We start from the raw sequence: 20,076 nt of genomic DNA on the forward strand, positions 1-20,076 counted from the left end.
AATGGACCTTCAAGCGTTTCTTCAACACTCGCCACCGGACTACGCCGATACCCAGGCCCTAGGCCGATGCCTGCGGGCACTGGTGGAGGCCGGTCTCGATCAGCTTCCATTGCCCGGCAACGGCCAGACACTGGAGCGGTTTCAGCGTCTGGCCGAGGTCGGCGGGCATGATCTGGGGTTGTGCAAGTTGTATGAGGGGCACACCGACGCGTTGGCGATTATCCAGCAACTCGGCGGTTCGCCAACGCCCGCCAGCACCTGGGGTATGTGGGCCGCCGAACCGCCGCAAGCCAGGGTTCGGGTCACGCCCTCAGGGCACAGGGTGCTGCTCAACGGGCGCAAGGCTTGGTGTTCGGGCGCGGCGGTGCTCAGCCATGCCTTGCTCACCGCGTGGGATCAGCAGGACCGTCAGCAACTGGTCGCGGTGGCGCTGGATCAACCCGGCGTGAATGTTACGACCGACGGCTGGCAAGCGGTGGGCATGGGCGCCACCGGCAGCGTCGAGGTGCTGTTTGAAGGCGCCGAGGCGCAAGCCATCGGCCATCCCGGCGACTACTTGCAGCGACCGGGTTTCTGGCAAGGCGGGATCGGCATTGCCGCCTGCTGGTATGGCGCGGCGCAGAGCATTGCCGAGCGCTTGCGCCGCCACTGCGCAACCCGTGAAGAACCCCATGCCCTGGCCCACCTCGGCGCCGTCGACAGTGCCTTGCACGCCGCCGTTGAAGTATTGCGCGTGAGCGCGTTGACCATCGATGCGGCGCCCACGGAAGACGCTGAACTACTGGCCCGGCGTGCCCGTGCGGTGGTCGAGCACAGCGCCGAACTCGTCATCCAGCACGTCGGTCACGCCCTCGGCGCCGGGCCGTATTGCAAGGATCGGCAGTTCGCCCGCTTGATCGCCGATTTGCCGGTGTTCCTGCGTCAAAGTCATGCCGAACGGGACCTCGCCGCCCTCGGCCAGAAAATCATCAACGAGGCATGGACGCTATGAAAACCAATCCCATCGTTGGCCAGGGCACGCCCCTGCACCTGTGGCAAACCTCCAGCCACCTGGCGCAGTTGCCGGTCATCGACATTCTGGAGCTGGTTCCCGAGGGCGCCCGGGCCGTGATTATCGCCCCGCACCCGGACGATGAAGTGCTCGGCTGTGGTGGTTTCCTGCAACTGCTGGCCGCCGCTGGCCGAGCGTTGCAATTGATTTCGGTGACCGATGGCAGCGCCAGTCACCCCGGCTCCCGGCGTTGGCCAGTGGAGCGCCTGAGCGCCGTGCGCCCCCAGGAATCGGTCGAAGCCCTGCATCGACTCGGCCTGCCGCTGCACAGTCTGAAATGGCTGCGCGGTGGTTTTGCCGACAGCCAAGTGGCGGCGCGGGAAGCCGAGTTGAGCGCGTTTATCGAGCGACACCTGCGGCCCGACGACGTGGTCTTCACCACGTGGCGCGAGGACGGCCATTGCGATCATGAGGCCGTGGGGCGCGCCAGTGCCGACGCGGCGAAACGGGTCGGCGCGACCCTGCATGAATTACCGGTCTGGACCTGGCACTGGGCAACGCCGGAAGACAGCTTTGTGCCCTGGCATCGTGCGCGAAAGATTCTGCTGGCGCCGCACCTGGTCGCCCGCAAGCGCCATGCGATCCATGCGTTCGCCAGCCAGTTGGAAGGCGACCCGCAGGTCGGTCTGCCGCCCGTGCTCGCGCCCTATGTGCTGGACCGATTGCTGCAACCGTTTGAAGTGGTGTTTTTATGAGTGTCGAGGATCGCTATTTCGACGGTTTGTTTGCGGGCAATGACGACCCTTGGGCGTTCCGCGAACGCTGGTACGAACAACGCAAACGCGCCATCACCCTCGCCGCCCTGCCCCGGCCCCACTACCGCGCGATCTTCGAGCCCGGTTGCGCCAACGGTGAACTTAGCGCTGCACTGGCCGCCCGCTGTGATCGCCTGCTGTGCTGCGACACTGCCGCTGCCGCTGTCGCATTGGCCCGCACGCGGTTGAGCCTGTTCGACCACGCCGACGTTCGTCAAAGCCGTTTACCGACGGAGTGGCCCGAGGAAAAATTCGACCTGATTGTGATCAGCGAAGTCGGCTATTACCTGGACGCCGACGACCTCAAACGCTTGATCGCCCAGGCCGAACATTCACTCACGGCGGACGGCCAATTGCTCGCCTGCCACTGGCGCCCGCCCATCGACGGTTGCCCGCTGAATGCCCGCCAGGTCCATGACCTGCTCCACGAACATTTGCACCTGCCGCGCCTGGTCTTGCATCAAGAGGCGGATTTCCTGTTGGAACTCTGGAGCCGAGAACCCCGCTCCGTGGCGGCTCTGGAGGGCTTGCGATGATTGGCATCTTGATACCGGCGCACAACGAAGAAGACTTGATCGAAGAATGCATACGCGCGGCCCTGCGCGCCGGGTGCCACGAGCGACTGGAAGGTGAAACGGTGCTGGTGCTGGTGGTGCTCGATAGCTGCACCGATCGATCTTCGGCGATTGTCGAGCGCTACCCGGTGCACAGCCTGACGATCGAGGCACGCAATGTCGGCCAGGCCCGGGCCGCTGGGGCGCGGTTTCTGCTGGAGCGCGGGGTGCGCTGGATTTCCTGCTCGGACGCTGACAGCCGAGTGGCCAAGGACTGGCTGGTGGCGCAACTGGCCCTGGGCGCCGACGCGGTGTGTGGCACGGTCACGGTCGATCAGTGGAACGTCGCGTTCGATGAAGCGGCGCAGATTCGCTATCACCAGGGTTATCAGGCTCGCGATGGCCATCGGCATATCCACGGCGCGAATTTGGGCATCAGTGCCGAGGCCTATGAACGTGCCGGCGGCTTCGAACCGCTGGCCTGCGATGAAGATGTGCAACTGGTGCGGCAACTGGAACGCTGTGGCGCGAACATCGCCTGGAGCCACCGCCCGCAGGTGCTGACCAGCGCCCGGCTGGACAGCCGTGCCCGGGGTGGCTTCGGGGATTTTTTGCGAAACATGGTACAGATCGACTAAAAAAAACCGACTCAATTTAACAGCGAGGCGACGAATAGCGCCGCATGAGCAATACTCTACCCGCCGCAATCCAGGGTTTGGAGCGCGGTACATTGCTATCAACCAGCCCTCACGGGTCTGCCAGGCTTGATAAATCAAGCACCGCGCACGACTGAGGGCGAGACAGAACAAGGACGTACTGGTCATGAAATCGGTCTTCATCAGCGAAAGCAACGCACTCGCCCAGATCTGGAACAGCGCCCCGCAACTGGACAACATCCCGGTCATCAACACCCAGTCCCTGGTGCCCGAAGGCGCCCGCGCTGTGGTCATCGCGCCGCATCCGGGCGATGAAGTGGTGACCTGCGGCGGCTTGCTGCAGTTACTCTCCGGCCTCGGCCACCCCCTGCAATTGATCTCGATCACCGACGGCAGCGCCAGTCATCCGGGCTCGCAGCAGTGGTCGGAAAAACGCTTGAGCGTGTTCCGTCCCCAGGAAAGTGTCGAAGCCCTGCGTCGCCTCGGGTTGCCTATGCACAGCCTGAAATGGATTCGCGGCGGCTTCACCGACAACGCCCTGGCCGAGCGCGAACAGCAACTGACCCACTACATTGCGCGCTACCTGCGACCGGGGGACGTGGTGTTCAGTACCTGGAGCGAAGACGGCAACGATGACCATGACGCGGTCGGCCGGGCCTGCGCCAGGGCGGCGGCGATCGTCGGCGTGGCGTGTCATGAAATACCGGTCTGGGCCTGGCACTGGCCCAATCGTGACCAAGGGCTGATCCCTTGGCACCGGGCACGCAAGGTACGCCTCGACACCTGGACCGTCGCCCGCAAAAGCCACGCCATCCATGCCTACGCCAGCCAGCTCGACGGCGAACCGGCCATCGGCATTGCGCCGTTGTTGCCGAGGGTGTTGCTGGAGCGGGTGCGGTTGCCGTATGAAATTGTGTTTGTCTGAAGAAAGATCAAAAAATCGCAGCCTTCGGCAGCTCCTACATTTGAATGGCGTTCACCCTGTAGGAGCTGCCGAAGGCTGCGATCTTTTCGGCATCACCACAAATCCGCTGAACTGCCCGCCGCTGAGTCAGTCGCATAGTTATGCAGCCTGATTCAGAGGAGCCAACGTGACCCGCAACTCGCTAAACCCCGCGCCATTGAACACCCCCACGGCCGTTCACCGACTGCGGGTGCTCACGGTCAACACCCACAAAGGATTCACCGCGCTCAACCGCCGTTTCATCCTCCCGGAGCTGCGCGAAGCAGTGCGCAGTACCTCGGCAGACCTGGTGTTTTTGCAGGAGGTGGTCGGTGAACATGAGCGGCATTCTTCCCGTTACCACGCCTGGCCGCAGATGTCGCAATACGAGTTCCTCGCCGACAGCATGTGGAGTGATTTCGCCTATGGCCGCAACGCGGTCTACCCTGACGGTCACCACGGCAACGCGCTTCTGTCCAAATACCCGATTCGCGAGTTCCGCAACCTCGATGTGTCAATCACCGGCCCCGAGCGTCGTGGCTTGTTGCACTGTGTGCTGGACGTGCCGGGCCATGCCGAAGTCCATGCGATCTGCGTGCACCTGAGCCTGCTCGAAAGCCATCGTCAGTTGCAGTTGCAACTGCTCTGCCAATTGCTCGAATCCTTGCCCGACGATGCGCCCGTGATCATCGCCGGTGATTTCAATGACTGGCAGTTGCAAGGCAACGCCGCCCTCGCCCGACGCGACTACTTGCACGAAGCCTTCGAACGTCACCACGGACGCCCCGCCAAGACCTACCCGGCCCGTTTTCCACTGCTGCGCCTGGACCGCATTTACCTGCGCAACGCCAGTAGCCACAACCCGCGAATACTCGGCAACAAGCCCTGGACGCACCTGTCGGATCACTTGCCGTTGGCCGTTGAAGTGCACCTGTGAATCGCACTTTTGACAGAACCATTCGTCAGCCGCCCTCGACCCGTTAAAAAAACGCGTCTACACCTTCAAATAGCTAAGGAGCAGCGCGTTCAATTCGTTAGGGCACAGGCCTCACGTAGTTCATGAATTAGGGTTGATTGAGAGTCCGGCGATTTACCAAGGATGACATCCCGAAACTCGAGAAGGGATTCGCCATGAATCGTTACGCCGGGCTGCTGCGGGCATTGCCGCAGGCCTTTGCTGTCCCCGCTTCACTGCTGATGTTTATCAGCTCCCCCGCCCCTGCCGCCTGCACATTGATCGCCGGCCCCGGCAACGACACCTTCACCTGCGACAGTGGCACCAGCGGTGCATTGACGGATCTGGCGGGCAATAACAGCCTGACCTTCCCCGCCAACGGCACCGGGCGCATCAACGGTAATGTGACCTTCGGCGCCGGCATCGACACGGTGCAGATGAATTCCGGGACGCTCGCGGGCGCGCTGGATCTGGGCGATGGCAATGACAGCCTGCGCATCAGCGCCGGGCAAATCACCGGGGCGGTCAGTCAGGGCAACGGTATCGATGATTTCGTCATGAGCGGCGGGACGATCCAGTCCCTCGCCCAGGGCGACGGTCGCGACACCTTCCTGATGACCGGCGGCACGATCACCGGCGCGTTCGAGGACGGCGATGTGGCGAGGATGACCGGTGGCACCATCGGCCGGGTCGACATGAAGCTCGATAACAATATTTTTGATCTGTCCGGCGGGCAAATCCTCGGCAACCTGGTAACCGGTTTCGGCACCGACACCATCATCGTGTCGGGCGGTCGAATCGGCGGCAACATCAGTGTCAGCGGCGGCAACGACAGCATCACCGTGACCGGTGGCGAGATCGTCGGCGAAATCCGCGCCAGCACCGGCGACGACACGCTGACCTGGAGTGGCGGCGGGATCATCCGCTCGGCGGTGTTGATGGGCGAAGGCAACGACCGCGCAACCCTGAGCAATCTGAATGAAAGCCTCCTCGCCCTGACCCCGAGCATCGACGGCGGTCCCGGCAATGATCTGCTGACCTTTGATCACTCCGCCGCTGCGACGCCCGCCCGCTATATCAACTGGGAGACCGTCAACCTGAGCAACGGATCGCAATTCAACCTCGCCGGCAACTTTGTCCTCGGCGACAGCGCCAGTGGCACCGGTGTGTTCAATATCGACGGCAGCAGCACCCTGGCGACCAGCCAAGGCAACCTCTCGCCCTTCACTTCCGGCCAGTTGGTCACCCTGAACAACGCAGGTGTGATCGACCTGGCCAGCGGCAGTAGCCGCACCGACGACACCCTGACGGTGCAGGGCAACTACACCGGCAATGGCGGCCAACTGCTGCTGCAAAGCGTGATCGGCGATGACAATTCCCCCAGCGACAAACTGGTGGTGAACAACGGGACCTTGACCGGCATCACCCTCATCAGCATCAGCAACCTGGGCGGGGTTGGCGGACTGACTCAGCAGAACGGCATCCAGTTGGTCCAGGCCCAAGGCACGGCGATCAGCGACAACTCGGCGTTTGTCCTCAGGGGCCCGGTGTCGGCTGGCGCCTACGATTACCACCTGTTCAAGGGTGGCGTGACTGCGGGCAGCGAAAACAGTTGGTACCTGCGTTCGGCCGTCGTTGCACCCGCAGCGGCCACGAGCATTCCCAATCCCGATCCAGACTTGCCACCCATCATCGTGGCGGCGGTGGCGACCCCCGTGGCGGCAGCGACGCCGACAATCATCAGCATTCCCAACGCCGACCCGACCTTGCCACCGACCCTCGTCGCAGTGGCGTCGTCCGCCCCGGTGTTGCCAGCGGCAGTGCCCGGCGCCGCGCCGATTCCCTTGTACCGCCCGGAAGTCCCGACCTGGTCGGTGCTGCCTCCCGCCGCCGCGCAATTGACCCTCAGCGCCTTGGGCACCTTCCATGATCGGCAAGGTGATCAACGTCTGCTGACCGAAACCGGCACGTTCGGCGCCGGTTGGGCTCGGGTCTATGGCAAAAACTTCGACCAGACCTGGGCCGGCACAGTGACGCCGCGACTCAATGGCTCCTTGAACGGTTTTCAGGTCGGCAACGATCTGTACAGCTCACAAACATCGGGTGGACAAACCCAGCGCACCGGGTTCTTCGTCGGCCACACCCGTTTGCAAGGCGATGTCGACGGTTTCAATGAAGGCTTCAGAGGCCAGCACGCCGGCAGCATAGCGCTTGAAGGCGACAGCTACGGCTTGTACTGGACGCTGACCGATCCCAAGGGCTGGTACGTCGATACCGTGGTCATGGGCACCCGGTTCGACGGCGATAACCGTTCCGATCGCGGCCTCAAACTCGACAACCGTGGCCACGCCCTGACGCTCTCGGTCGAGGCCGGTTACCCGATTGCGCTGGCCGGCAACTGGGTGGTGGAGCCCCAGGCACAAGTGATCCATCAGAACATCTCCCTGGACACCCAGGACGACGGTATTTCCCGGGTGTCTTTCGACTCCGATGGTGCATGGACCGGTCGCCTCGGCGCTCGCTTGAAGGGTCGCTACGAAGTCAGTGGGCGGCCGCTGGAGCCTTATCTGCGGGCGAATCTGTGGCACACCTTTTCCGGCACTGACACGGTGACGTTTGATCGCGCTGACCGGATCGAAACACAGCAGCAATCGTCCTCGGCCGATCTCGGCGCCGGGGTGGTCGTGAGCCTCGCCTCTAGCGTCAGCGTGTATGCCGGCGCGGACTACACCAGCAATATTGACAGTAATCCGCTGCGCGGCATGGTTGGCAATGCGGGTATCCGGGTGAGCTGGTAAGCCGATAGCCAGCTATCAAAAGCCTCTGGCACGGTGGTTTTTTGATGATTTTTTGTACAAACAACCACTTATGGAATTCCGTCAAATCAGCCACTTGCAATCACCAAAATAGCCCTACCATTTATCGGCCATTTTCTTGACGCAGGGTCGCCGGTCTTCTTAGCTACACCTTACTACCCCCGGAAACACCACCAGGGGCAAGCCCTCAGACACCCGCAAAAACGGGCGGCCACAGGCTTGCCTCAATCCATTCGGTCGCCCCTCATTCGGGGTAGGAGAGACGCCAAAGCGAGATTCGGCATGCGTTTGCAAGGTAGACCTCCATGAAAACTTCACTCACCCCACAAGAGATCAAAATCACCTTCTGCACAGTCTCGAGCTCACTCCTGCTGTGTTCATCCATGGAGGTGCAGGCCGTGCCTGCTGAGGATGAAGCCACTCCCTGGTATCGCCAGGACGTATCGACACTGACCATGCCCGACGTCGCAACACTCTACCCCGGCCATTTCGCCGCCCGCCCCGATTTGCGAAGTTCGCGCCTCACCGTCGAAGACGCCGCCCCGGCTGCCTGGGATCAGCTCTATGGCAAGGCCTCGCGACAAGCACAAAGCGATTATCAAGCCGAGGGTTATGCAATCCCCGGCGCCGACGAATTCAAAGGCCCGGCCATCCTGACCCTGCAAAGCAGCGGTGGTCATGTGCAGCGAATGGGGCTGATCGGCGGCACCAGCCAGTACCAGGGCAACAGCAATGGCTTGCTGCCCAATCGCGGCTTTGCCGACCCCGGCAACGACACCTTGAACCTGCAAGGCCAGAGCCTCGGCGCCTACTGGAGCCTGACCGGGCCCCAAGGCTGGCACGTGGACCTGACCGCCAGCGGCGGACGCGTCAACGGCTACAGCCGCGACGCCCAGGGCATGCGCCAAACCGCCGAGGGCAGCGCGATGACCGTGTCGGTGGAGGGTGGTTTTCCGATTGGCCTGGGCGAGAACTGGGTGGTCGAACCCCAGGCGCAATTGGTCAATCAGCGCATCACCCTGGACACGCCCTATGCCGGCGCCAATAACGCCTCATCCAGCGATTTGACCTCCTGGAGCGGTCGGGTCGGTGCACGGTTGAAAGGCAGTTACGACATCAATGGCTTACCCGTCGAACCTTACGTGCGGACCAACCTGTGGCACACCGTGTACACCGGCAATACCGTGACCCTGGATCAAGTGGACAAGATCAGCAGCAGCCGCAATTCGTCTACGGTCGAATTGGGGTTGGGCCTGGTCGCCAGAGTCACCCCCAATGTCAGCCTGTACGTCAGCGCCGATTACAGCAGTGATGTGGATGACAATGATTTGAATGGGTTGATTGGCAGTTTGGGGGTGCGGATGCGGTGGTGAGGGTTTCGGGTTGAGAATGTGGTGTCTGGACTGACGCCTTCGCGAGCAAGCCCGCTCCCACCGTTTGGAAATGCATTCCAGTGTGGGAGCGGGCTTGCTCGCGAATAGCCGCGACGCGGGTCTGGATCAGCCCTCCGGCCGCAAAATCAACACCGCCAGCGGCGGCAGGTTCAACACCAGTGATAACGCCTGGCCATGGCTCGGCTCTTCCTCGGTAAACGCCCCGCCGCCATTGCCAAAGTTGGAACCGGCGTAAGTACTGGCATCGCTGTTGATCAGCTCGGTCCAGCGCCCGGCAAACGGCACGCCGATGCGATAGGCCTGACGCGGCACCGGCGTGAAGTTGGCCACCACCAGCACCGGCCGCCCCTCTTTGCTCCAGCGCATGAAGGCGTAGACGCTGTTGATCGCATCGTCACCGATCAACCACTGGAAGCCCTGCGGTGCGTCGTCCTGATCGTGCAGTGCCGGCTCTTCGCGGTACAAGCGGTTGAGGTCACCGACCAGTTTCTGCACACCTTTGTGCTCGGAGTACTGCAACAGGTACCAGTCCAGTTGCTGATCGTGGTTCCACTCGCGCCACTGGCCGAACTCGCAACCCATGAACAACAGCTTCTTGCCCGGGTGCGCCCACATGAAACTCAAGTAAGCCCGCAGGTTCGCGAATTTCTGCCAGCGGTCGCCAGGCATCTTGTCGATCAGCGAATGCTTGCCGTGGACCACTTCATCATGGGAAATCGGCAGGATGAACCGCTCGGACCAGGCGTACACCAGGCCGAAACTCAGTTCGTTGTGGTGATGGGCGCGGTACACCGGGTCCTGCTGGATGTAGTGCAGCGAATCGTGCATCCAGCCCATGTTCCATTTGTAATCGAAACCGAGACCACCCTGCTGGGTGTCCTGACTGACACCGGGCCATGCCGTCGATTCTTCGGCGATCACCAGCGCACCGGGCGCTTCGAGGTTGACCACGTCATTGAGATGGCGCAGGAAATCGATGGCTTCCAGGTTCTCGCGACCGCCATGCTTGTTCGGCACCCATTCCCCAGCCTTGCGCGAATAATCGCGGTAGAGCATCGAGGCCACGGCATCGACCCGCAGGCCATCGACGTGGAAATGCTTGAGCCAGTGCAGCGCCGAAGCAAGCATGTAGCCGTGCACTTCGGTGCGGCCCAGGTTGTAGATCAGCGTGTCCCAATCCTGATGAAAGCCTTCCATCGGGTTGGCGTACTCATACAGCGCGGTGCCGTCGAACTGTGCCAGGCCGTGAGTATCAGTCGGGAAGTGCGCTGGCACCCAATCGAGGATCACGCCGATCTCGGCTTGGTGGCAGGCGTTGACGAACACGGCGAAGTCATCGGGCGTGCCGTAACGGGCGCTTGGGGCAAATTGCGAGAGCAACTGATAACCCCAGGAGCCGCCGAACGGGTGCTCCATAATCGGCATCAGCTCAATGTGGGTGAACCCCAGATCCTTCACATACGGAATCAGGCGTTCGCCCAGTTCATGCCAGGTGTACTGGCGGGCGACCTCACCCAGATCATCCAGTTCGCATTGCCACGAACCGGCGTGCAATTCGTAGATCGACAGCGGCGCACTCGGTTTCTGCCGTTCTTCACGGGACTGCATCCACGCGTGGTCCTGCCAGTCGATGCTCAGTGGCGCGGCGACTTTGGAGGCGGTGTCGGGTGGCATTTGCGTGGCCAGGGCCATCGGGTCAGCCTTGAGCGGCAGAATGCCCTGGGCCCCGAGGATTTCGTATTTGTACGCCTCCCCCGCTTGCAGGCGCGGGATAAACAACTCCCAGACCCCGGTGGGATGACGCAGGCGCATCGGGTGCCGACGTCCGTCCCACACGTTGAAATCACCGACCACCGACACCCGCTTGGCGTTCGGCGCCCACACGGCGAAGCGCACACCATCGACGCCATCGACGTTCTTCAGTTGTGCGCCGAGGCAGGCGCTCAGGTCTCGGTGATTGCCTTCGGCGAACAGGTACAAGTCCATCTCGCCGAGTAGCGGCCCGAAGCTGTAAGGGTCCTCCGCGACTTGTTCGCCACCAGCCCAGCGGGTGCGCAGCAGGTACGGCTGGGCCCGGTCGAAGTGGCCGACGAACAGCCCCGGCGTCTGGGTGGCCTCAAGGTTGCCGAGCTCTTCGCCTGAGTCCTTGGCCAGCACCTGAACGCTTAACGCGTCCGGCAGATAGGCCCGAATGAATTGCCCGCCATGCTCATCGCCGTGGGGGCCGAGGATGGAAAACGGATCGTGGTGTTCTGCGCGTACCAGCGCATCAATGTCCCGCGCCCTGGGTAGCAGCGCTTCTTTGTGATGCCTCTGTTCCTTGTTCGAGAAACTCATGACTACTCTCCACCAAGATCGGAAAAGGGTTTGAGCCCACTCAATAACCCATACAAACCGTGCAACGGCACCGGCAGCCAAGTGGGGCGGTTTTCCGCCTCATAAGCCACTTCATAGGCCGCCTTCTCCAAACCGAACAACGCCAGCGCAGCGTCTTCGCCCTCGGGATCTTGCCATGCATGAGCAAGACTAGCTGCCGCCAGCCGATAAGCGTCGATAAATGCCTGTCGTGCTTCAACTAAATAGCGGTCGGCGACCCGCTGGCGGGCAGCCTGGGCATCAGCGGTGTTATCGACGCTGTGCACGTTGACGGTCATCGCCGCTGCGTAATCGAAGGAGCGCAATACGCCGCTGACATCCTTATAAGGGCTGTGCTTGCCGCGCCGGTCGCTGAGCGGCCGCGCCGGCTCCCCTTCGAAGTCGATCAAATACGCATCGCCCTTGATCACCAATACCTGACCCAAATGCAAGTCGCCGTGGACACGAATCCGCAAGCCCCCCGCCGCTTTTTTGCCCAGTTCCTGGACATGGCTGAGGATGGCTTTTTTGTTGTCCACCAAGTGGCTGACCAGCGCCGCATCTGCCGGGTTCAATTCGCTTTGATGCTGCTTGAGCAACTTCAAGGCGTGTTCCAGTTGCGCCGCCACGTCCTTGGCCGAGGCCAGGGCCTCTTTCTGCGAGGTCACGCGCGGGGCAAAGTCCGGGTCATCGGTCGGTTTGGCCAACACGACGTGCATTTCCCCCAGACGCTGGCCGAGCATGCCGGCGAAATCTTTCAGCTCGCCGAGGGCGTTGTAGTGCTGCTCCTGCTCGGACATGGCATTGGCCAGCTCGTCCCGCAGCGCCCGTTCGAGGTTGTTCTGCGTCCACTCCCAGGCGTCGCCCTGATTGCTCAAGTAGCCTTGGGCGATCATCAACAACGTGTCTTCGCCCTTGGCATCGCGACGAATCACCGAACCGAGCAGCGGCGAAATATTGCCGAAACTGGCGGCCGTCAGGTACGCGCTCATCTCCAGTTCCGGGTGCACGCCCGAGGCGAGTTTACGGATCAGTTTCAGCACCAGGCTTTTGCCAATGACCACGGAACTGTTGGATTGCTCGGCGGACAGGTAACGCACTTCCGCGTCGTCACCCAAGCCGAGTTTGGCCAGTTGTGCGGTCGGCTCGAAACGAATCTCGCCGTCGCTGGAGGACAACACGGTGCTGGCCTGCATGCCCGCCAGCACGGCACGGATGTAGGTTTCCAGGCTGAAGGCATCGGTGATCAAGCCGACCTGCCGCCCGCGCCGAACTCGAGACAACGCCAGTTGCTGTGGCAGCGGCGCGCCGACCTGGTCCTCGGCGATAAAACCGAACGGCAGTTGGTAGCGACTGGTCACACCCGCACTGGTGACGTCGATCTCACTCAACAGCACCGGGTGCGACGGATCGCCAAAACGCACGCCGTAAGCCAGGCTGACGCTGTCGATGGTGGCGTCCTTACCGGCGAACCAGCGACGGTTCTGCAACCAGTTCGGCAAGATGCCCTGCTCCAGCGTGTCCCGGGACGGCGCCTCGAGCAGTTCTTCCATGCGTTTTTTCAGCACCAGGGTGGTGAAGTCCGGCAGGCTTTGCGCCGGCTCCACGTGCCAGCTCGGCATCTGGTTTTCCGCTGCAAGCACGAACCAATAGAAGCCGTACGGCGCCAGGGTCAGGAGGAAATTCAACTGGCCAATCGGCGGGAAGGCGTTGCCGCCGAGCATCTCCACCGGGACCATCCCGGCGTAGGCCGACAGGTCGAGTTCCGCCGCTTGCGCACTGCGCGACACGTTGGCCACGCACAGGATGATTTCGTGTTTGCCGTCCTCGCCGGTGAATTCCCGGGTGTAGGCCAGAATCCGCCGGTTGCTCGGCGAGAGCATGTTCAGCGTGCCACGGCCAAACGCCTTGGACTGCTTGCGCACCGCGAGCATGCGTCGGGTCCAGTTCAGCAGCGAATGCGGATCGCCGGCCTGGGTTTCGACGTTGACCGACAGGTAGCCGTATTGCGGGTCCATGATCGGCGGCAGTACCAGGCTGGCCGGGTCGGCGCGGGAGAAACCGCCGTTGCGGTCGATCGACCACTGCATCGGCGTGCGCACGCCATCGCGGTCGCCGAGGTAGATGTTGTCGCCCATACCGATTTCATCGCCGTAATACAGCGTCGGTGTACCGGGCATCGACAGCAACAGGCTGTTAAGCAACTCCACACGGCGGCGGTCGCGCTCCATCAACGGTGCGAGACGGCGGCGAATCCCCAGGTTGATCCGCGCCCGACGGTCGGCGGCGTAATAATTCCACAGGTAATCGCGCTCCTTGTCGGTGACCATTTCCAGGGTCAGCTCATCGTGGTTGCGCAGGAAAATCGCCCATTGGCAGTTGGCGGGGATTTCCGGGGTCTGGCGCAGGATGTCGGTGATCGGGAAACGGTCTTCCTGGGCCAGCGCCATGTACATGCGCGGCATCAGCGGGAAGTGGAACGCCATGTGGCATTCGTCGCCGTTCTGGCCCTTGGCGTCGGCGTCACCGAAGTACAGCTGAGTGTCTTCCGGCCATTGATTGGCTTCGGCCAGCAGCATGCGATCGGGGTAGTTGGCGTCGATTTCGGCACGGATCTGCTTGAGGACGTCGTGGGTCTCGGGCAGGTTTTCGTTGTTGGTGCCGTCGCGCTCGATCAAGTACGGGATCGCGTCCAGGCGCAGCCCGTCGATGCCCATGTCCAGCCAGTAACGCATGACTGACAGCACCGCTTTCATGACTTGCGGGTTGTCGAAGTTCAGGTCGGGCTGGTGGGAGTAGAAACGGTGCCAGAAGTACTGACCGGCGACCGGGTCCCAGGTCCAGTTGGATTTTTCGGTGTCGAGGAAAATGATCCGCGTGCCGTCGTACTTTTGATCGTCATCGGACCAGACATAGAAGTCCCGGGCTGCCGAGCCTTTCTTGGCTTTGCGCGCACGTTGAAACCAGGCGTGCTGGTCGGAGGTGTGGTTGATGACCAGTTCGGTGATCACCCGCAAACCACGGTCGTGGGCCTCGGCGATAAAGCGTTTGGCGTCGGCCATGGTGCCGTAATCGGGATGGATGCCACGGTATTCGGCGATGTCGTAACCGTCGTCCCGGCGCGGCGAAGGATAGAACGGCAACAGCCAGATGGTGTTGACGCCCAGTTCGGCAATGTAATCGAGTTTGGCGATCAGGCCGGGAAAGTCGCCGATCCCGTCATTGTTGGAGTCGAAAAAAGACTTAACGTGAACCTGGTAAATCACCGCATCCTTGTACCAGAGCGGGTCTTTGATGAAGGTGGCTGCCTTGGGTTTCTTCGCCATTTGAAACTCCTGCTGAATTCAATAACGCCGACACGACGCAAGACAGTTCCCCTGTAGGAGCTGCCGAAGGCTGCGATCTTTTGATCTTGTTCTTCGGCGATTTGCAGCACGCCAAAAGCTTGAGATCAAAAGATCGCAGCCTTCGGCAGCTCCTGCGGGGTTACTTGCCCGCCTTGGGGAAGGTGTCGTTTTCGTTGGCGTTCAAGAGGTAGTGATGCGCCAAATCCCGAACGGCTGATGCGCCGGGTCGATCCGCATGAATTGATACTTGCCGTACCAGGTCCAGCGATGCCCGCTCATCAAGTCTTCGCCCTGGGTGTGCGCGTCATCGGGCAAGCCCATTTCCCACAGCGGCAATTCAAAATTGGCTTCCTGGACGTTATGCGGGTCCAGGCTGACGGCCACCAGAATGAAATTGCTGCCATCGGCGCTGCGTTTGCCGAAGTACAGAATGTTGTCGTTCCAGGCGTTGTAGAGCTTCAGCCCCAGATGGGTTTGCAGCGCCGGGTTTTGCCGGCGGATGCGGTTGAGCTGGGCAATCTCGGCAATGATGTTGCCCGGCGCATTGAAGTCCCGTGGGCGGATTTCGTACTTCTCGGAATCGAGGTATTCCTCCTTGCCCGGCACTGCAGCGGCTTCACACAGTTCGAAACCCGAATACATGCCCCACAGGCCCGAGCCCATGGTCGCCAGCGCTGCGCGGATCAGAAAACCGGCGCGTCCGGATTCGTGCAGGAATGCCGGGTTGATGTCCGGGGTGTTGACGAAGAAATTCGGGCGGAAGCATTCGCGCCACGGCGACTCGTTGAGCTCGCTGAAATAGGTTGATAGCTCGTATTTGGTATTGCGCCAGGTGAAGTAGGTGTAGCTCTGGGAGTAACCGACCTTGCCCAGGCGCGCCATCATCGCCGGCGTGGTGAAGGCTTCGGCGAGGAAGATCACCTCCGGGTGCAGCGCCCGGACATCGGCGATCAGCCATTGCCAGAACGGCAGCGGTTTGGTGTGCGGGTTGTCGACGCGAAAGATCTTCACGCCCTCCTCGACCCAACCGAGCACAATGTCGCGCAGTTCCACCCAGAGGCTGGGGATCGCGTCGGCGGCGTAGAAATCGACGTTGACGATGTCCTGGTATTTCTTCGGCGGGTTTTCGGCGTATTTGATCGTGCCGTCGGGGCGCCAGTTGAACCAGCCCGGATGCTGTTGCAGCCACGGGTGGTCCTGAGAACACTGGATCGCGAAATCGAGAGCAATCTCCAGCCCATGCTCAGCAGCGGCCACCACCAGTCGGCGGAAGTCTTCGCGGGTGCCCAGTTCGGAGTGAATCGCTTCATGCCCGCCTTCGGCGCTGCCGATGGCGTACGGGCTGCCCGGATCATTGGGGCCAGCGGTCAGGGAATTGTTCGGGCCTTTGCGGTAGCTGCGGCCGATCGGGTGGATCGGCGGGAAGTACAGCACGTCGAAACCCATGTCCTGGATCATCGGCAAGCGCGAGTGCACATCATTGAAGGTGCCGTGGCGCGCGGGATCGTCGGTGATCGAGCGCGGAAACAGCTCATACCAACTGGCGAACTGCGCAATCTCCCGTTCAACGTCCAGCGGGTATTCCGGACTCAGGCTCAGGTAGGCGCGGTGATCGGCCTGGGCCATCAGCTCGGCGCTACGCTGGTGCACAAACAACGCGACCTGCTCGGTTTCGAGCAGCCCGGCCAATTCGTGATGCAGCGCGGCCAGTTGTTCGCTCAGCGGTCCGTCACTGCGTTCGGCGGCTTGCTGGACCAGTGTGCGGCCTTCCTGCAACTCCAGGCTGACCGGCACCCGGGCCGTGTGTTTCTTTTCCAGCTCGTAACAGAAGCTGGCGAACTGATCGATCCAGGCTTCGATGCAGTACAGATGACGGCCCTGGCGCTCGACCCGGAACCGGCCCTGCCAGCCGTTGTTGCCCACTTCCACCATGGTTTCGCTGTGCCAGGACTCCTCGCCCTCGTTGCGCCAGCGAATGCGCACGGCCAGTTTGTCGTGGCCGTCGGCAAACACTTTGCTGGTCACCAGCACGTCCTGGCCGACCACGGCTTTGACAGCGAACTGCCCGCCATCGAGGGTCGGCATGGTGTTTTCAATTGCGATGCGCGGCAACAACAAGGCCTGCGACAGCGGCATGTGCGGGTTGTAACTGAGTTCTGTCGGTTTTTCAGCGATCATCGAGCATCTCTCCTTTACGCCCCAAGGACGCTCATTTGCCAGATGTTCATCCCCGTGGGCCGGTCCGTCCCGGAATGAACTCACTTAGGTTCCGAGCGACAGGCGCCGTTAAAAGTTCACGGGGATTTGCCTGGCATTCATGGGAATCAAAACCTTTGCGCGGTGGTCAATCCACTTAAGCACGACTCACGCCATGTGCCACAAGGAGCTTGAACGATGAACAATCCATTCCCCGCCGAAACCCCGGACCCGAACATCGACAACCCGGCCATTCCCGACACTGAACCGGCTCCGGTGCCCGAGCAAGAGCCGCCGGGCACCACCCCGCCACCTCGTGAAGACCCGCCAACCACCATGCCCCCGGTGATCGTCAATCCATAACATGAACACCCCACCGTAGGAGCTGCCGAAGGCTGCGATCTTTTGATCTTAAGCTTTTGGCGTCTTGGAAATCGCCGAAGAACAAGATCAAAAGATCGCAGCCTTCGGCAGCTCCTACCCAGGCGATGGTGCTGGTCTTCTTACGGGTTGCGATCCTTGTCGAGCATTCGCACCACCGCTGGCATCACGCTGAAAATCACCAGCGCCAACAACGTGCTGAGCACCGCTGTCGCTTCTCGCCCCAGCCCGGCCGACACGCCAATGGCGGCGGTCATCCACAACCCGGCGGCGGTAGTCAGCCCTTTCACATGCCCCTCGTCGCCCTCGGAATTCTTCAGGATCGTCCCGGCGCCGAGAAAACCGATCCCGGCAATCACCCCCTGCACCACCCGGCTCATGGCATCGGCCTGGGAACCGGACATCTGCGGCACCAACACAAACAACGCCGCGCCCAGGGCCACCAGCATGTGGGTGCGAACCCCGGCAGCCTTGCCCTTGTGTTCGCGCTCAAAACCGAGAATGCCGCCCAGCACCGCCGCGATCAGCAGGCGCACGGTGATCTGTGTCAGTTGCTTCGCATCCCCCACATCGGCGAACTCCGCTTGCAGCGTCACCCAAACTTCATGCCACCAGGCGTCCATGGGCCAGTCCTTGTAGTCGTTGTTAAACGATGGACCGCACCGACCACTAATCGGTTGCACAGAACCATGCCCATTCCTGGCGCCCTAACGTATTAGTCTCCGCCAAAATAAGGACAGTCCCATGACCGTACGCATCGAAAACCAGACCTGCTTCTTCAAGACCGAAAACGGCGAAGAGATTCGCCTGTGCCCCGACATCACCATCATCACCGACTCGGAAGTCGCCATGTCGGCAGTGGAGCTCGACGGCCAGCGGATCTACATCACCGAAGCAGAAGCCGACGCATTGACCGTAGCAGGCGCGGTCGACGGCCGTAAGCATTTGAAGGCCACCGACAGTGATTCGGTGATTTGACTGACCCGGATCAACAACCGCTGCGCACGCTTGAGATAGGCGCCCGCAGCCTTTGCCGCCGGGTGCATCAACTTGTCGCAGGCCGCCACTGAAAACCCATCTGATCCGCTTTTTATTGCAATACCTGAGTCTGTTATGCAAACAGATCGACGCTCATAGTGCACCGGCCTGATGGAGGCTGATGAGCGAACGACCATGAGCGAGAGAATCCCCGTCCGAACCGTAGAAACATTCGAGCCTTCGCGTCCAAAGATGAAGGCCAAATCCAGCGACAACCTGATCCACACCCGCAGCTTCACCGGCCTGTTCCGCACCTTGCGCATGAGCGGTGCAGGCTTTCTGTTCCTCGCGTTTTTCGGCACCGTGTGGCTGAACTGGGGCGGCCGCCAGGCAGTGCTCTGGGACCTGTCCGAAAGCAAATTCCACATTTTTGGCGCGACCTTCTGGCCCCAGGATTTCATCCTGCTCTCGGCGCTGTTGATCATTGCCGCATTCGGCCTGTTTGCGATCACCGTGTTCGCGGGCCGGGTCTGGTGCGGCTACACCTGCCCGCAGAGTTCCTGGACCTGGATCTTCATGTGGTGCGAGAAGATCACCGAAGGCGAGCGCAACCAGCGGATCAAGCTGCAAGCCGCGCCGTGGAGCCTGAACAAACTGCTGCGGCGCTCGGCCAAGCACACCTTGTGGCTGGCGATCAGTTTGCTCACTGGCCTGACCTTTGTCGGCTACTTCACGCCGATCCGGCCACTGGCCGAAGAGCTGCTGACCCTGCAAATGGCCGGTGTCAGCCTGTTCTGGGTGATCTTCTTCACCGGCGCCACGTACATCAACGCCGGTTGGCTGCGTGAAGCGGTGTGCATGCACATGTGCCCGTATGCGCGGTTCCAGAGCGTGATGTTCGACAAGGACACCCTGACCATTTCCTACGACGTGGCCCGTGGCGAAAACCGCGGCCCGCGCAAACGGGAGGTGAAACCGGCCGAGGTTGGCCTGGGTGATTGCATCGACTGCCAGCTCTGCGTGCAGGTCTGCCCGACCGGCATCGACATCCGCGACGGCTTGCAGATGGAATGCATCGGCTGCGCGGCGTGCATCGACGCCTGCGATTCGATCATGGACAAAATGAACTACCCTCGCGGGCTAATCAGCTACACCTCCGAGCATGAGTTGCAAGGTGGCAAGACCCACCTGCTGCGGCCACGGCTGATCGGTTACACGACGGTGTTGTTGCTGATGATCGGTGCGCTGGCATTGGCGCTGGTGGAGCGGCCGATGGTGTCGCTGGACGTCACCAAGGACCGTGGCATGTACCGTGAAAACAGCCAGGGCCAGATCGAGAACATCTACAGCCTGAAAGTGATCAACAAGACCCAGCAGCGTCAGGATTACCGCCTGAGCCTGGAGGATGGTGAGGGCTTCCAGTTGCAAGGCAAGACCGAGTTGAGCCTGGCGCCGGGCGAGATTGTCGATGTGCCGGTGTCGGTGGCGATGACCACGGAACGGCCCAGCAGCAGCTCACAGACCATCAGCTTCAAGATTGTCGACAGTGATGAATCGGACATTTATAGCGTGGCCAAGAGCCGGTTTGTTGCGCCGATGAATCGTTGAGCCATTAAGATGCACAGCCTTGTAGGAGCTGCCGAAGGCTGCGATCTTGACGGCTTCGACCGCGCCAATTCTCTAAATGACACAACC

At 61.5% G+C, this 20,076-nt stretch carries 14 protein-coding genes and 1 pseudogene; 11 read left to right on the forward strand and 4 right to left on the reverse strand.

The window, feature by feature from the left end; genetic code table 11:
- Nucleotide 1: 1 nt before the first annotated feature.
- The 8 genes from V5E99_RS02605 (at nucleotide 2) to V5E99_RS02640 (ending at nucleotide 9,103) form a co-directional block, all read left to right on the forward strand.
- Complete coding sequence (locus tag V5E99_RS02605) at nucleotides 2-991, forward strand: acyl-CoA dehydrogenase family protein (RefSeq protein ID WP_499800700.1); 990 nt, start codon at nucleotides 2-4, stop codon at nucleotides 989-991.
- On the forward strand, nucleotides 988-1,746 hold the full coding sequence (locus V5E99_RS02610; protein ID WP_499800701.1) for a PIG-L deacetylase family protein: 759 nt from the start codon (nucleotides 988-990) through the stop codon (nucleotides 1,744-1,746). Before V5E99_RS02605 ends, V5E99_RS02610 begins: the two co-directional genes overlap by 4 nt.
- Nucleotides 1,743-2,342: an SAM-dependent methyltransferase gene (locus tag V5E99_RS02615; RefSeq protein ID WP_499800703.1), complete on the forward strand. Its 600-nt coding sequence runs from the start codon at nucleotides 1,743-1,745 to the stop codon at nucleotides 2,340-2,342. Before V5E99_RS02610 ends, V5E99_RS02615 begins: the two co-directional genes overlap by 4 nt.
- Nucleotides 2,339-2,998 carry a glycosyltransferase family 2 protein gene (locus V5E99_RS02620; protein WP_499800705.1) on the forward strand — a complete coding sequence of 220 codons (660 nt, stop codon included), beginning with the start codon at nucleotides 2,339-2,341 and terminating at the stop codon, nucleotides 2,996-2,998. The genes V5E99_RS02615 and V5E99_RS02620 overlap by 4 nt, the downstream gene beginning before the upstream one ends.
- 184 nt (nucleotides 2,999-3,182) lie before the next feature.
- On the forward strand, nucleotides 3,183-3,941 hold the full coding sequence (locus V5E99_RS02625) for a PIG-L deacetylase family protein (protein ID WP_499800707.1): 759 nt from the start codon (nucleotides 3,183-3,185) through the stop codon (nucleotides 3,939-3,941).
- Between the two features lie 166 nt (nucleotides 3,942-4,107).
- Complete coding sequence (locus V5E99_RS02630; protein ID WP_499800708.1) at nucleotides 4,108-4,896, forward strand: endonuclease/exonuclease/phosphatase family protein; 789 nt, start codon at nucleotides 4,108-4,110, stop codon at nucleotides 4,894-4,896.
- 194 nt (nucleotides 4,897-5,090) lie between these two features.
- On the forward strand, nucleotides 5,091-7,712 hold the full coding sequence (locus V5E99_RS02635) for an autotransporter family protein (protein WP_499800710.1): 2,622 nt from the start codon (nucleotides 5,091-5,093) through the stop codon (nucleotides 7,710-7,712).
- Nucleotides 7,713-8,035: 323 nt separating this feature from the next.
- Nucleotides 8,036-9,103, forward strand: a complete 1,068-nt coding sequence (locus tag V5E99_RS02640; RefSeq protein WP_499800712.1) for an autotransporter domain-containing protein — start codon at nucleotides 8,036-8,038, stop codon at nucleotides 9,101-9,103.
- 126 nt (nucleotides 9,104-9,229) lie between these two features.
- On the opposite strand, the gene glgB is transcribed toward V5E99_RS02640, so the two are convergent.
- The 3 genes and pseudogenes from glgB to V5E99_RS02655 form a co-directional block, all read right to left on the reverse strand.
- Nucleotides 9,230-11,461 (reverse strand): 1,4-alpha-glucan branching protein GlgB, encoded by a 2,232-nt coding sequence (gene glgB, locus V5E99_RS02645; protein WP_499800713.1) that lies wholly within the window; start codon nucleotides 11,459-11,461, stop codon nucleotides 9,230-9,232.
- Between the two features lie 2 nt (nucleotides 11,462-11,463).
- Nucleotides 11,464-14,805, reverse strand: coding sequence for a maltose alpha-D-glucosyltransferase (treS, locus tag V5E99_RS02650; RefSeq protein WP_499800714.1), 3,342 nt, complete (start codon nucleotides 14,803-14,805; stop codon nucleotides 11,464-11,466).
- Nucleotides 14,806-15,006: 201 nt separating this feature from the next.
- Nucleotides 15,007-16,959, reverse strand: a pseudogene (locus V5E99_RS02655) (alpha-1,4-glucan--maltose-1-phosphate maltosyltransferase); the annotation flags it as partial.
- A 261-nt stretch (nucleotides 16,960-17,220) separates the two neighbouring features.
- Here V5E99_RS02655 and V5E99_RS02660 point away from each other — a divergent pair.
- On the forward strand, nucleotides 17,221-17,385 hold the full coding sequence (locus V5E99_RS02660; RefSeq protein ID WP_499800716.1) for a hypothetical protein: 165 nt from the start codon (nucleotides 17,221-17,223) through the stop codon (nucleotides 17,383-17,385).
- A gap of 140 nt (nucleotides 17,386-17,525) precedes the next feature.
- On the opposite strand, the gene V5E99_RS02665 is transcribed toward V5E99_RS02660, so the two are convergent.
- On the reverse strand, nucleotides 17,526-18,026 hold the full coding sequence (locus V5E99_RS02665; RefSeq protein WP_499800717.1) for an MgtC/SapB family protein: 501 nt from the start codon (nucleotides 18,024-18,026) through the stop codon (nucleotides 17,526-17,528).
- 121 nt (nucleotides 18,027-18,147) lie between these two features.
- Here V5E99_RS02665 and V5E99_RS02670 point away from each other — a divergent pair, with 121 nt between their 5' ends.
- Together V5E99_RS02670 and ccoG are read left to right on the forward strand one after the other, a co-directional pair.
- The gene (locus V5E99_RS02670; RefSeq protein WP_499800718.1) at nucleotides 18,148-18,381 is read left to right on the forward strand and encodes a DUF3203 family protein; all 234 of its coding nucleotides are present in this window, start codon (nucleotides 18,148-18,150) and stop codon (nucleotides 18,379-18,381) included.
- 252 nt (nucleotides 18,382-18,633) lie between these two features.
- The gene (ccoG, locus tag V5E99_RS02675) at nucleotides 18,634-19,989 is read left to right on the forward strand and encodes a cytochrome c oxidase accessory protein CcoG (RefSeq protein ID WP_499800720.1); all 1,356 of its coding nucleotides are present in this window, start codon (nucleotides 18,634-18,636) and stop codon (nucleotides 19,987-19,989) included.
- The last annotated feature ends 87 nt before the right edge of the window (nucleotides 19,990-20,076 follow it).

This window comes from Janthinobacterium sp. LPB2021202312-11-4, from assembly GCF_037049705.1.
GTDB lineage: Bacteria > Pseudomonadota > Gammaproteobacteria > Pseudomonadales > Pseudomonadaceae > Aquipseudomonas.

Bases quoted from the DNA above. Each gene is read 5' to 3' on its own strand.
- V5E99_RS02605 (WP_499800700.1), top strand. From the start codon at position 2: ATGGACCTTCAAGCGTTTCTTCAACACTCGCCACCGGACTACGCCGAT.
- V5E99_RS02610 (WP_499800701.1), top strand. From the start codon at position 988: ATGAAAACCAATCCCATCGTTGGCCAGGGCACGCCCCTGCACCTGTGG.
- V5E99_RS02615 (WP_499800703.1), top strand. From the start codon at position 1,743: ATGAGTGTCGAGGATCGCTATTTCGACGGTTTGTTTGCGGGCAATGAC.
- V5E99_RS02620 (WP_499800705.1), top strand. From the start codon at position 2,339: ATGATTGGCATCTTGATACCGGCGCACAACGAAGAAGACTTGATCGAA.
- V5E99_RS02625 (WP_499800707.1), top strand. From the start codon at position 3,183: ATGAAATCGGTCTTCATCAGCGAAAGCAACGCACTCGCCCAGATCTGG.
- V5E99_RS02635 (WP_499800710.1), top strand. From the start codon at position 5,091: ATGAATCGTTACGCCGGGCTGCTGCGGGCATTGCCGCAGGCCTTTGCT.
- V5E99_RS02640 (WP_499800712.1), top strand. From the start codon at position 8,036: ATGAAAACTTCACTCACCCCACAAGAGATCAAAATCACCTTCTGCACA.
- glgB (WP_499800713.1), bottom strand. From the start codon at position 11,461: ATGAGTTTCTCGAACAAGGAACAGAGGCATCACAAAGAAGCGCTGCTA.
- treS (WP_499800714.1), bottom strand. From the start codon at position 14,805: ATGGCGAAGAAACCCAAGGCAGCCACCTTCATCAAAGACCCGCTCTGG.
- V5E99_RS02660 (WP_499800716.1), top strand. From the start codon at position 17,221: ATGAACAATCCATTCCCCGCCGAAACCCCGGACCCGAACATCGACAAC.
- V5E99_RS02665 (WP_499800717.1), bottom strand. From the start codon at position 18,026: ATGGACGCCTGGTGGCATGAAGTTTGGGTGACGCTGCAAGCGGAGTTC.
- V5E99_RS02670 (WP_499800718.1), top strand. From the start codon at position 18,148: ATGACCGTACGCATCGAAAACCAGACCTGCTTCTTCAAGACCGAAAAC.
- ccoG (WP_499800720.1), top strand. From the start codon at position 18,634: ATGAAGGCCAAATCCAGCGACAACCTGATCCACACCCGCAGCTTCACC.